Here is a 13,487-nt window from a genome sequence, read left to right as displayed (position 1 = left end):
TATCAAAATATAGCTCCACGCGGCTTCACGATACGTCCCGATATTTGCACCCAGTAGGAAGATCCCGCACTTTAAGTTGGCGCCACAACGAGCCACCGCAGCACCTTGTCCGTCAGCCGACCCATCCACTACAAGTGGATATAACAGATAGCACGACTAGTTCGCGTCGACCATGCACGATTCCTAAGCAAAGAAGTCGTCACTCAGATTAGATACTGCCTCATCCATAGCACCCCTCGTTAATCGCGTCACAACTATCAACCGACCCACAGCGAAGCAGTCGTGGCGAGACACTTCTTCTTCTAGATCCTGCATAAGACGAACAGGATCGTAAAACGTAACCGGAAACTCATCATTCCCGACGCGAACCCGCGCGCCCGAATAAAAGCCTTTACACTCGACCTCCCAAGCAGCAAAGTCATCAAAGTCTTCCGGGAAAAGAAGCATAAACATCGAACAAACTCCTCAGCCGCATTTGATTTGCACGAGACAACTAGCGAACTCCTCCGGCGTGAGATTCACCCCGGGTACGGGAACTATTTCAAAGTGATGAGGATCAACCCCACGCTGGATGATTCGAAGCTCCGGCGGAACCGAATCCTGATCAACACGGTGCGGAACAAAACCTCTGTTGCTGACGCTCTCGGGATTGTCGAACACGGAAACCCCGTGAGTAGGCTCGACTCGACCAGTGCTCTTGTTCACCTTATAGTCTCTAGGGCTTGGTTGGAAGCTTGGCTCCTGCCCCTGCTTCGCGCCTCGGTAGAACTCTGTCGCCTTTCCTCCTCCCGATGAACCAGTCGGCCCGGCGGCCCTAAAGCGCCGGTCAGCAACTACAGGACTGGACTTGGCCCCACCCACCCCAGCCGCACGTTTGGTGGCCGGGGCACTGTTACTCACAGCCCGCCCGACCGAGGTGGTGCTCTTCCTCGACACCGCCGTGGCGTTACGCACCTGCCGCGCACCAGTAGAACTCGCCTGGCTCACCGCCTGCCGACCAGCCTGCTTCACCCCTAGCTTCGCCGTGCCCTTCACACCGAGCTTCATCGCAAGCCGCGCAGCACCCTTCGCCGGAGCAATCACCGACGTCACCGTGTCCGCGATCTTCGCCGCCGTATACCCGTTCTTGTACGCCCGCGAGTTCCGGTTGATACCCAACCGATCCTCAACCTTGCGATACTTACTCATCGCCCGGTTACCCCAACGAGAAGACGCCTGCGACGCCTGCGACCACGACTTACGACCCGACGCCCACATCACTGCGGTCGCCCCGAACTGCACCGTCTCGACAGCGGACCTGACGAAGTAGTTTGCGGCACCGCCGGCAAAGTTCTTCGCCGCACGCCACGCCGATCCCCAGGACCATTCACCGGTGGGATCCGCGTCGTTGACGGGATCACCGTTGGTGTACGAATAGCCGTTCAATGAGAGCGGATTCGAGGGATCGAGCACCGGATCGACGGAGATGAAACGGCCCAGTTGCGGGTCGTACTTTCTGGCGCCCATATCGATCAGGCCAGTGGTGGTATCGATCGGTTTGTCCAGGAACGAGCGTCCGTTGGGCCATGGCCCCGACATCACACCCAGCTCGTTGCCGTACGGATCGCTGAAGCGCCGCGTCACGCTGGACAAGTTGCTCCACAACACGGTCGTGTGGCTGGAGCCCACCTGGTCAGCGAACATTGCTCGCAGGCCATCAGGGCCGCGCTGGGCGATGGTCTGTCCGTCGTACTGGTAATAGCGCGTGCCCTTGACCGTGGTACCGGTCTTGACAAGATCCATTCCCGGGAGGAACAGGGTGGTGCCCTTCGCGTCGGCGCGCAGCACCTGGCTGCCGTCGGCCGTGTAGACGAAGCTACTGGTCTGGGAGCCCTGGGTGATCTTGGACAGGGAGCCGTCGGCGTTCCAGGTGTAGTTCCGCGTCACGCCGTTGGCCACGCGGGTGAGGGTGTTGCCCGCCGCGTCATAGGTGTACGAGGTGGTCTTGCCCACCCCATTGGCCGTGACGACATCGCTGGTAAGCGCGTTCTTGTGCCCAGTGGTGCCGTAGTTGTACTTGGTGCTACTGGCCGGCAGGGTCGAGGGCCCGCTCAGCTTGTTCACCGCCGCCGTCAGCCGGTTGCCGACTTCATCGAAGGTCCACGATTGCCACGTGGGCACCACGCCGGCCACTTGGCTGTTCGCCGCGGGAGTGGGGGTCGTAGCGCACTTGTCGTTCGCTGCCCAGGCATCGGTGATGCGCTGCAAGGGATCGAACTTGTAGCACATCGTGCGCACCGTCGGCTGCCCGTTGGTGCCGTAATAGAGCCCGGTGTCGATCCGGGTGATCTTGCCCACCTTGTCGTAGGTGTAGGCATGCTTGGACACCTGAGGTTGGGCGGACGCCGCCGATAGCGTCGAGCTGGTGACCGCCAGCGTCTCCGGGTCTCGCGTGGTGGACCACACCAGCGTGTCGCCCTCCCGGCCCGTGACCTGCGAGGTCTGGCCGAACGGATCGTAGACCGTCTTGGTGACGTACTTGTTCGCGCCAGTCAGCGCGCTCGGCAGGCCCTTCTCGTTGTAGCCATAGGTGAGCGTCTCGGCAGGCAGCCCACCAGCGGCAGGCAACTGGACGGTCTTGACGCCGCCGGTTGGCGTATAGGTCAGGTCGGTGGTGTAGGTACCGGCGAGTTGCGCCTCGCTCTGCGGCACCACCGTCTGGGTCTTCGTCGGCAAGCCGAACTCGTTGTATCCCAGAACCTTCTCTTCCAGGACGTTCGCCGAGTTCCCTCGTAGGTAGGTGCGGGTGCTGCTGGGCAAGCCGGGCTTGACCGTGTCGTAGACCCACTCTCCCTGGACGACATCCGTTGTGCCCGACTTCGTCTTCACCTGGGTCTTACGTCCAAGAGCGTCGTAGCTGTAGTTGACAGTCCCGGGAACACCGCGCGCGTCGACCGAGCTGAGCAACTCACCCGTGTGGTTGTAGACGAAGCTGGATGACCCTGCGTCGGGGTCGGTAGAAGCCACGAGCCGACCGGCCATGTCGTAGGTGTTGGTCCACACCGCGTTCTTCGGGTCGGTGAGCTTGATCATCTGACCGTCGTGATCGTGCTCGTACTTGGTGGTGGTGGCGGTTCCCCCCGTCACCACGTTCTCGTTGATCGTCGGCGCGCTGGTGTAGAGCTTCAGTTCCACAGTGTTGCCGAGGGAGTCGAACACGGCCTGCGTGGTCGTCCCGCCGGCGGGCGGAATCTGCGTGATCCGGTCGCCACCGTAGATGGTCTTCGAGCGTCGGGTCTCCGTGAGCCCCTTGTAGGAGATCACTTCCGTGGGACGACCGGCCTTGTCGTACTTCGTGACGGTCCGGGAGTCGATCCCCGAGTCCGCAGTGGTCACCAGCGAACTCTGCGGTGCGCCTAGCGCATACCAGTGGTTGTTGGTCTTGACGACCCAGCCATGCGAGTCGTAGGTCATGTCGTCGATCACCCGACCGCCATTGGCTGCATCGGCCTGCACCTGCACCAGCTGGCTGAACTTGTCGAACAACTGGATGCTGGTGGCATAGGTGATGCTCGAGCCGGACGATACCGCCTCCTGTGTAGTGATCGAGTCCACGCCGTTCGCGGTGACGGTGTAGGTGTACTTCGTCGTCGCGGGGCCAGTGCGGGGGTAGCCGGGCTCCCACACCGCAACCACACGGCCGAGCGCGTCATACTGGGCCTCACTGACCAGCCCGGCCACCGAGACCACCTTGGTGAGCCGACCGCGCAGATCGAAGTACTGGGTCTGCGACTGGCCGAGCGGGTTGGTGGTCTTCATGGACGTGACCGGGCCGGAGGCCGGCGAGAACGTCGTGGTGTACTTCCGCCCCGTGGTGTCGCTGGCGCTGGTGTACTCGGTGGCAGAGGTGACGCGACCCACCGAGTCGTAGGCATTGACCGTGGTCGCGTACTCCACCGTGGAGCCGTTCATCTTCACTGCGGACTGACCCTTGGTCATGTTGCCTACACCAGGCACCTGCCCCAGCGTGTTCGAGCCGTCGTAGAAGTATCGCTGCGAGTCCAGCAGTTCACCGGTCGGAGTGCCGGAGGCCGGGCAGCTGCCGGCATAGCGGTTCTGCTGCGCAGGCAGAAGCAGGATGTTGCGGCCGGTGTTGACCGCGTAGCTGGTGGTGGTGCACACCGCCGGCTTCCCGTCGGCGGTTTCCGTCACGGCGGTCGCCCGGCCAAGGGAGTCGTACTTGGTGGCAACGGTCACCGTGTGGGAGCCTCCCGCCGCGATCGAGGAGATCGTTCGCGTCCGGGAGGGGGCCGTGATCACCGCATGAATATCCGGCAGCGCCTTCCGGGCATGGGTCGCGGTGGTCGCGACTTTGGTGAACTCCGTGAGGGTCTTGGTCAGCACCGCCGTCCCGTTGAAGGTCTGCTCCTCATAGACCTGCCCGTTCAGGTACTCGTAGTCCGTGGCCGATTCATCCAGGGAGTTGGTGACGCTTACCGTGCGCGTACCGGAGGGCAACTTGTCACCGTGCATGCCACGGAAATACGACGTCTTGGTCAACGTCTGCGCATCTGCTCCGTTGACCGTGTTCACGGCCGGGTCGCCGGTGCGGGTCTCGACCTGCTGATAGCCGCGGAACTGGCCGTAGGTGCGGTTGGATGCCTTGGTGAGCTCGTTGTCGTCGAAATGCCATGCGGGATGCCCGACGTAGGTGTACGTGGTCAGCTGTGTGGGTGACACACCGGCCGGATCGAGTTCACGCACAGAGTTGACGACGTACTTATGGAAGAAGTCCACCACTGGTGTGGTGTGCCCCACCGGCGTCCACTTCACAGGGAAACAGCGCTTCGTGTTGCTCTGCAGCGCGTTGGTGTCGGGCAGGCTTGAGGAGGTGCAGTCCTTGGATGAGTAGGTGACCTGGGTCACCTTGCCGTTCTCACTGATGATCGAGGCGATCCGCCACATCAGCATCGGTGCCATGGACAGGTGACCATCCACGCGGTTGTCCATGAGCGTGCCATTGAACGTAACCGGAGGCTCGGCCACCGCGGTACCCGATTCGGTGTACCCGGTGTGCGTGATCGACTTCAGCCACAACGCTTTGTCGCCGTTGTCGGGGTAGGACTGATCCAGTGCGTAGCCGTCCAGCTTCTTCAACGAACCAGAGGGCCCCGCGAACATCTCGATCTTGGTCAGACGCTTACGCGACCAGAAGGTGGGCGCCCAGTTGTTACACGTTCCGCTGGACGCGCATGCCTGGTCCTGCGGGGTGTCGGGCCAGTGTTGCGCGTTCGCGGCGGTGAACGAGCCCGTTGCGCAATCGAACGACCCCGTCTTGATACAACGCTCCTCGGTGGTGAACTCCACCTTTGCCGTCGCGCCACTTCCGTACACCGAGTTATCAACCTTTGTGAGGCCGTACTCGATCCGCTTGAGATAGCCACCCCGCGTGTACGACACCAATGCCGTGCCCTGGTTGGCGTTGTAGTAGTTGGTTTCCTTCTCGTAGTAGTACATCGCGGCGTTTCCGTTGACGTCCTCGACGTAGTCGAGGTTCCAACGCCAGCCCTGCACGCAGCGCGACGATGCAAACCCCGACGACGAGTAGCACGGATCACCGGACTGAGCCCCGTAGACCGGAACCGTCCACGTAGAGTTCGTCGCCACCTGGTCAGTGCGCCCAGGGCCGTAGTTCCTCCCGAACTCGTAGACCATGCCGTCGGGCATCGTGACGCGCCAGTACTCGCCGTCGCGTGCACCGTTCCCGTTCGTCGTGCTCGTGAGACGTTCGACCTTAGTGCCGTTGTCCTCCTGCGGATGCCACGTTCCCGTCGCGTCGTCCTTGATCAGAGTCGACGAGTTGGCTCCCAGCGACAAGTTCAACACCTCGCCCTGCCAACACAAGTCCTGCCGCTTCGGGGCCTTGCCCTCAGGGTCGTCGGCACAGGTCACATAGGAGCGCTCGATGTAGCCCGGCTCGTAGCTCCAGCCTTGCCCGATCCAGCCAGGCTGGTTGTTGCTAGAAGCGATGCGGCCATCCACCGCAGCGGAGTTGTACGACAGCGCGATATCCGGCCCAACCTCGCTCTGATTGCCCGCCGGCGGCGTGATCAGCGGATACGACCATGTGAACGCGCCCGTTCCCCCGGACACGCCCCACTTCGACGACGGCGCCAGAGACGAGGCCTCAAACGAGCCACTCGACCCCGACGGACCTGCCGCCAACGCAACAACGGACAAGACCATGGGTGCCACTGACGGCTTGACCGCATCCTCGGACGCACCCTCAGGCTCCGCCGACGGGCTGGCTGCATCCTCAGAGGCGCCCTCGGACTCGACAGGCTTAGCGTTCTGCAGGTCTAGTTCGCCGGTCACGGTCTGGGTGACGGGATCGTTGCTGCTGGGCACAGGAGACTGCACTTGGCACTCGGGAAGCTCGGGCGTGGTCAGCGCGCAGGCTGGAAGCGACACCATCCGCAGCCGCTCACCGAAACCTGCTCCCCCGGCTTCCGCAAAGTCCTCGTACCCCAGACTCACCTCCAGTTCGGCGTCCTTCTGGGGCGTGGTGACAGCGACGACGACACCATCGACACCCAGCTCTTCGGCCGTCTCCCGATCGACAACCTCCACCTGGGGGCTCTCGACCTCGGCGCCTTCGGCGGTGCTCACTTCGATGGGCAGACCCCCAACATCCAGGCCTTGTGCCGCTTCCTGCCCGTCAACCTGAACAGTCTCAGGCTCCGGCCACTCCGGTGCTACCGGTACCAGCGGATCGGGCTGCTTCCCGACCGCCTCCTTCGCCTCCGGGTCATCCTCGGCCCGGAGCGGCTTCCACACTTGAGGCTTCGGCGCCCAGTCTGCAGGCGGCCTCTCCTTGGTCTCATCCGCCCGACTCGTCGGCGCCGTCGTGACCACCAACGCAGCACAGACCGCTATAGCGACCAGGCTCGCCCGAATCCGTCGGAAACCCTGCAGCGTCATCGTTTGCTCCACTTCTCACCGCGCCTTTTCCGCAAACACACGCCGTGCGTCGCCTCAGGCTGCGGAGAACGTAACAGCGCGACGTCACTGAAATCTGAGTGATCGAGGAAGTAGGTACCCAGGTACCCGAAATGCCGAACTCCAGGACAGAAAGCGGCATCTGCCAAGAGACTTACCGCGGCCTAGAGGGCCTCTTCGGCCACGGGAAACGGGGGTTAGCCGAGCCGATTCATGCACAGACCGCGGGACTCAACCTTCCGCGAGAAAAGGAAACACAATGACAAAACGGTTCGCCGCACGCCACGTTGCGGCGGCAGCGCTCGGCATCGGACTCATCGCACCATGGATGACCGGAACACTCGCCCAAGCCGATCCCCCAGACCCCGGGCCGGCACAAGTACTTCAAGATGCATTGAACGAGGCTGCATCCAGTGGCGAGCCCGTGGTCGTCGACGAGCTGACCAACGAGACCGAAGAGGTGCTGGCCAACCCTGATCGCACCTTCACTCTCACCTCCCACACCATGCCGGTTCGGGTAGAAGAGGACGGCGAGTGGCTCCCTGTTGACACCTCCCTCACCGAAGGAGATGGCGGACGAATCGAGCCCGCTCGTACTTCTGTTGACATGTCCTTCAGCTCAGGTGGAGACGATGTCCTGGCGACCTCCGAGACAGAGGACGGGAAGGTCATCCTCCGCTCCCCGTTCGTCCTGCCAGAGCCACTGATCGACCAGGATGTGCTGACCTACCCCGAAGTGCTGCCCGGCGTGGATCTCGTCGTGCAGGTAGGCGCTGAGAGTTACTCCGAAGTGCTCGTCGTCAAAGACGCAGAAGCAGCTGCCAACCCTGCCCTCGCCACTATCGACTTCACGGTGTCCTCGCCCTCGCTCAGCTTCACCCACCGTCCCGACGGCAGCACCGAAGCAGTGGATGCAGATGGCGACGCCGTCTTCGTCTCACCGGCGCCCCTGATGTGGGACGCCGCTCCTGTCCGCGGCGTCGGCCCCGAAGCCAGCGCGCTGATCGCGGGTGAAGCCCTCACCGAGGTCGACATCGAGGCCGACCGCGTGACGAAGCACGAGACGGTCCTCACTCTCACTCCACCGGAGGAGAGCCTGACCGGCGACGATGTCGTCTTCCCCGTATACATCGACCCATCCATCGGACCATCCCGCCTCAACTTCGCCGTCGTACGCAGCACCGGCTCCACCTACTACAACACCAGCGGACAGGATCTTCGCGTCGGATACTGCGCGTGGGCTGGCTGCTCGCCTTATTACAAGGCCCGCTCCTACTTCAACTTCAGCATCAAGGCACTCAACGACAGCAGCGGCAAGAGCGCAATCATTCACTCAGCAAAAGTCACGGCCGTCCAGGTGCACAACGGTTCCGGAGCTGCGACGGACGTGGAACTGCACAAGTCCGGTTCGCTGACCAAGGACACGGAGTGGCCCGGGCCGATCGGCAGCCTTCTGGACACAAAGGCCAAGAGCGGCACCGGCAGCGTCCAGTTCAGTTCCTCGAAGATCGCTGACTATATCCAGGACTACTCCGACTACAGCAGCGTCTGGTTCGGCCTCAAATCCCCCGAGGAAAGCGACCCCTACCACTGGAAGCGTTTCGACAACGACCCGTCGCTCACGGTGAAGTACTCCTTCCCCGTCGGCGTACCGACGGCGCTCGGCATATCCAACAACCTCAAGTGCGGTAGCACCCTCTACGCCCGCGACAAGCGCCCCACCTTCAGCGCAACCGGAACCGAGTACAACCCCAACGAGCCGATCCCGCTCAAGATCGAGTTCCAGATCCTCAAAGCCACAAGCGACACCCAGGTTGGCGCCATCGGTTCCGACACCTCCACCCATGGCGTCGCAGCGACCTGGAAGCCTTCGACAGACCTTGCGGACGGTAACTATCGCTTCCGCGCACGCACCGTTAGCAACCCCAGCGACAACACCGGTGCGACGAGCGCCTGGAGTTCGGCAGTCGCATTCACGATCGACACTCAAGCGCCGACAGCCGCAACGATCGGCTCCTTCACCCACCCGCGGGGATACACAGCCGGTAGCGGTGCTCCCGTCACTGTCGTGGGAGACCGCCAGAGCGGGAAGTTCACGCTCTCGGTCAGCGGCGACAGCCGGATCGCCGGATTCGCCTACTCCTTTGACACGTCAGTCGTTCCCTCCCTCAGCGGCAAGAACTGCAGCACGGCGACCAACGAGAGCGGTACGAGCGGATATATCAAGGCCAGCAACGGCACCGCGACGCTCAATCTGCCGGCAGCCGTCACCGGCGAGAAGACCCTGACCGTGAAAGCCCTCGACGAAGCCGGCAACGCCAGCGCCGCAAGCACGGGATACAGCTTCATCCGATCGGCTACCGATACCAGCTACCAAGAGATGGAGACCAAGGGCATCACCGAGCCCGGAGGCGGTACCTGGACCGTCGAGAACCAGTCCTACCTCTCCAACGGCTCACAGCTCCTGGCGCAGAGCCCCGCAGTGGGCAAGCGCTACTCGGTCACGTTCAACGTGCCGAGCACGGGCCAGTGGTCACTTGAGCCGCTCATGGTGAAGGCCTCCAACCGTGGCAAGGTGCAGTTCGAGGTCGACGGGCAAACCGTTCCCCTCGTGGCACCCGATCCCACTATCCCGTGGGGTGGCGAGACGGTCGAGCCGATCGTGGTGAATCTTCACGTCAGCTCGGGCACGTTGAGCGCCGCTGAGTACCTTCCGGTGCCACTACAACTCACTGCTGGCGCCCACACCCTGACGCTGATCTCAGCAGGAGCAGGTACCGGAGGAGGAACCACCTTCAGCCTGGACGCCCTGCGCTTGATCAAGCAAGGATGACGATCGTCGGGGCGGGGCATTCGCCCCGCCCCGACGGTTTCACTCTGGGCCTCGCGAGCGAGGCGTGCCCATTACTCTCGCGGACTACTTTCGGCTGCTGAACCGCAACTGGAGCAACTCACCAACATCCCGGAAGCCAAGGCGCCATATCGCAGGGCCCTGGGGCCGCCGTGTCAGTGTCAAGAGGCAGGTCCGACGCCACCGCCGTCACAGGCCAAAAGCAAGCAACCGAAATAAAGGTCAAGATGATCGTACGCATGCAGGAATGGTGCCGCATTTGACATCGCGCCGCGAGTAGCCACTCACTTCGGGTACTCAAGTACCCTACGGGTACGCAGGTATACGGATGTCGCAGTCAGCCAATCTTAGGTGCTGCAAACCGACCGGGCGCACGTCTGAGTATCGGCCGTACTATGATGAGCCGTGCTTATCAGAAAGCTCTTTACACGAGGCGGAATTGAGTTCGCCGTGGGCACAGCTTGGATGACTCTCTCCCTCATAGGATGGGCACAAGGAAGGGCCCCCGGCCCGGTACTACTGATTGATTTTGCTTCACTGCTGGCCCTTCTGGTCACAGTTCTGCGGCCCACTGTCGGCCTCGGAATCATGGTGACGGTCATCGCTACCGGCTTCATCATCGATCCTGTGGGCGCTGGCATGAGCCACTACATCGCCCTCTGCGCACTCGTGGCCTGTATCAGGCAGGGTCTCTGGCGAAGCTCTTTGATCGGGACTGCCGTCTTCGGCACGTCGTTCATCGTCACAACGCTTCGTAGAGCCAGCGAGGTCCACGGCTACCTAGCTCCCATCATTTCTGACGCCGCAGTCCTACTGGTCGCGTGGCTCATCGGACTGGGGTTCCGTTGGATCGCGCGGTTGGAGGCCGAGCGAGTGACACGGGAGTACACCGCACGACAGGTGCAGATGGCCGTGGACATCCACGACTTCGTCGGCCGGAACCTCACGGCCCTGCTCCTGCGAGCCGAAGCGGCGACACCGGCAGACCTCTCGGACCCCGAGATCTTGGGAGAGGCGGTCGCCCGCCTCAAACAAGCGAGCACCGCTCTCCGGAGCGTGACGGACACGCTTCAGCAGGCACACTCAGCCGTCTCATTCTCCGCGCCGAAGGCGATAGACGCCCTCGGCGCCGGCATCCGAGAACTGAGGGCGGTCGGCATCGAGGTGAACCTCGCCGGCGACGCCACGGCCGTCCTCAATGGGCTTTCTCCAGACCTGGATCTGGTCGTCAGTCGGGTGATCAGCGAAGCCCTGCACAATGTGGCGAAACACGCCGACAAGACGGCGCCCTGTCATGTCACCGTCGCCCAGAACAATGACACGCTGGAGGTCACCGTGCGCAATCGGACAAAGCGATCCCGGACGTCGGCACCCCTAACTCTCGGTCTGGCCGGTATGGAGAGGCACGCGGAACTCGTTGGCGGCATCGTCCATTCCGCACGCCAAGGCGACGGATGGCTCTGCACCGCCTCGCTTCCCCGCCGGACGAGCAGCATCATCAGCGGCGCGGAGGTGGTCTAGGTGATCAGGGTGGGGATCTGCGAAGACGACAAGACCACCTTGCGTGGGATCATCGCGCTACTTCGCGAAACCGACGGCATCCAAGTGGCCACCATCGCCGAAACCGGGGAGACCGCTATCGCAGCCCAGGAGAACGTCGACGTGTGGTTGGTCGACGTCCAGCTCCCGGGAATCTCCGGCATCGAAGTATGTCGGAACCTACGCGAACGCAAACACCCAGCAAAGATCATCCTGATGACCTCCTTCCCAGGGGCCTATGTGCTGGACGCCTTCCACAACGGCGCCGACGGCTTCATAGACAAGACCGCCGACTCACTCTCGATCCCCGTCGCCGTTCAAGCAGCCTTCGCCGGGTACAGCGTCGGCAGCCGCATCCTGACTGCTGCGTTGCGCCAGCATCTCGATCAACTGGCCATCATTGACCCCCAGCGGGCCGCCCACGTCGCTCCCACAGAGCCGGACCGAACTCTGATCCGTCTCATGCGCACCAACGCCACGATCGAAGAAATGGCCGCCGCCATCCACTTCAGCGAATCTGGCGTGAAGAAGCGACTCTCGAAGATGTTCCGGCGCGCCGGCGTCAAGGACCAACGTGGCCTGATGAACTGGCTCTACGACGCCACTCGCGCACCCGAGCCACTCTCCCGTGCCCAGAAGGCCTGAGCGCTAAGAGCGCAAAGGACCCTGAGCGCTAAGAGCGCAAAGGACAAGGCCCGCCCCTTTCACCGTGGCGAACACGGCGAAAAGGACGGGCCTCGTCTCGGAAAGCGACTACTCAGTACTGGCGGGGGCGACGCTGGCCGCGGAAGCCTCCGCGACCGCCGTGTCCACCACGACCGCCATGGCCACCGCCCTGGGGACGACGACGCTGCTGCGGCTTGGGAGCGATCACGCGGAGGTAGTCCTCCTCGGCGATCGGCTCGGCCTCGGGCACGCGGGCACCGGTCAGCTCGGTCAGCTCCTCCGAGGCGGGATCCACCTCGAGCTGGTAGTTGTCGACGCCGGCCTGATCCATGATCCGCTTCATCGTGCGACGCTGGTGCGGCAGCACGATGGAGACCACTACGCCGTCGCTGCCCGCGCGAGCGGTGCGACCGGAGCGGTGCAGGTAGTCCTTGGAATCACGAGGCGGATCGATCTGCAGCACCAGGCCCACGTCGTCGACGTGGATGCCGCGAGCCGCCACGTCGGTGGCCACCAGCACGGGCACCTCGTCGGCCTTGAAGGCCTCCAGCACGCGCTTGCGAGCGCCCTGGGTGAGGCCGCCGTGCAGCGCACCGGCCATCACGCCGGCGTCACGGAGCTGGCCGGCGATGCGGTCGGCGCCCATCTGGGTGCGGGCGAACAGCAGGGTCTTGCCGCCGCGGTTGGCGATGGCGGCGGTGACCTCGTTCTTGTGGTGCGGCTTCAGCAGCAGCGCCTGGTGGCGCATCGTGGTGACCGAGCCCTTGTTGGGGTCGACCTCGTGCGTGACCGGGTCGTTGAGGTACTGCTTCACCAGGCGATCGACGGCGTGGTCCAGCGTGGCGGAGAACAGCAGGCGCTGCCCGCCCTCGGGGGTGGCGTCGAGGATCGAGGTGACCTCCTGGGTGAAGCCCATCTCGGCCATGTGATCGGCCTCGTCGAGGACGCTGATCTGCACCTGGCTGAGGTCGGCGGCACCCTGCTCGATCAGGTCGATCAGGCGACCGGGGGTGGCCACGACGATGTCGACGCCGCGCTCGAAGGCCTTCAGCTGGGGGCCATACGACATGCCGCCGGCGACCAGCGTGATGTCGAGGCCCACCGACTTCGCCAGCGGCGACAGCACGTCGGCGATCTGCAGGGCGAGCTCGCGGGTGGGCGACAGGATGACGGCGCGCGGGGAGCCAACCGGCTCGCCCTCGGCCAGGCGGGTCAGCAGCGGCAGGCCGAAGCCCAACGTCTTGCCGGAACCGGTGCGGCCGCGTCCCAGCACGTCGCGCCCGGCGAGGGCGTCGGTGAGGGTGGCGCGCTGGATGGGGAAGGGCTGGGTGATGCCCTGCTTCGCGAGCACCTTGACCAGAGCGGGGTTGACGCCCAGCTCGGCGAAGCCGGAGTCCTCCGGGGTCTCCACGCCTTCGACATCCACCTCGGTGGCGGTCCAGCTCATCTGGTC

General features: G+C 63.5%; 6 protein-coding genes. 3 read left to right on the top strand and 3 right to left on the bottom strand.

Annotated features, from left to right (window positions below):
• Positions 1 to 183: 183 nt before the first annotated feature.
• A complete protein-coding gene (locus tag P0D62_RS07930; protein ID WP_275702095.1) occupies positions 184 to 453 on the bottom strand; it encodes a hypothetical protein in 270 nt (89 codons plus the stop codon).
• 12 nt (positions 454 to 465) lie between these two features.
• On the bottom strand, positions 466 to 6,960 hold the full coding sequence (locus tag P0D62_RS07925; RefSeq protein WP_275702094.1) for an RHS repeat-associated core domain-containing protein: 6,495 nt from the start codon (positions 6,958 to 6,960) through the stop codon (positions 466 to 468).
• A gap of 277 nt (positions 6,961 to 7,237) precedes the next feature.
• Between P0D62_RS07925 and P0D62_RS07920 the strand changes: the two genes are divergently transcribed.
• From P0D62_RS07920 to P0D62_RS07910, 3 genes are all read left to right on the top strand, one after another.
• On the top strand, positions 7,238 to 9,811 hold the full coding sequence (locus tag P0D62_RS07920; RefSeq protein WP_275702093.1) for a hypothetical protein: 2,574 nt from the start codon (positions 7,238 to 7,240) through the stop codon (positions 9,809 to 9,811).
• A 423-nt stretch (positions 9,812 to 10,234) separates the two neighbouring features.
• Positions 10,235 to 11,350, top strand: coding sequence for a sensor histidine kinase (locus P0D62_RS07915; protein ID WP_275702092.1), 1,116 nt, complete (start codon positions 10,235 to 10,237; stop codon positions 11,348 to 11,350).
• The gene (locus P0D62_RS07910; protein WP_275702091.1) at positions 11,351 to 12,013 is read left to right on the top strand and encodes a response regulator transcription factor; all 663 of its coding nucleotides are present in this window, start codon (positions 11,351 to 11,353) and stop codon (positions 12,011 to 12,013) included.
• Positions 12,014 to 12,125: 112 nt separating this feature from the next.
• Here P0D62_RS07910 and P0D62_RS07905 read toward each other — a convergent pair whose 3' ends face one another.
• Positions 12,126 to 13,481: a DEAD/DEAH box helicase gene (locus tag P0D62_RS07905; protein ID WP_275702090.1), complete on the bottom strand. Its 1,356-nt coding sequence runs from the start codon at positions 13,479 to 13,481 to the stop codon at positions 12,126 to 12,128.
• Positions 13,482 to 13,487 lie beyond the last annotated feature (6 nt).

This window comes from Tessaracoccus caeni (assembly GCF_029211185.1).
GTDB lineage: Bacteria > Actinomycetota > Actinomycetes > Propionibacteriales > Propionibacteriaceae > Arachnia > Arachnia caeni.
Note: the sequence above shows the minus strand (reverse complement) of the source record. Positions and strands in the feature narration are given on the sequence as shown.

Excerpts from the sequence above, each read along its gene's own strand:
- P0D62_RS07930 (WP_275702095.1), bottom strand. The coding sequence starts at position 453 with ATGTTTATGCTTCTTTTCCCGGAAGACTTTGATGACTTTGCTGCTTGG.
- P0D62_RS07925 (WP_275702094.1), bottom strand. The coding sequence starts at position 6,960 with ATGACGCTGCAGGGTTTCCGACGGATTCGGGCGAGCCTGGTCGCTATA.
- P0D62_RS07920 (WP_275702093.1), top strand. The coding sequence starts at position 7,238 with ATGACAAAACGGTTCGCCGCACGCCACGTTGCGGCGGCAGCGCTCGGC.
- P0D62_RS07905 (WP_275702090.1), bottom strand. The coding sequence starts at position 13,481 with ATGAGCTGGACCGCCACCGAGGTGGATGTCGAAGGCGTGGAGACCCCG.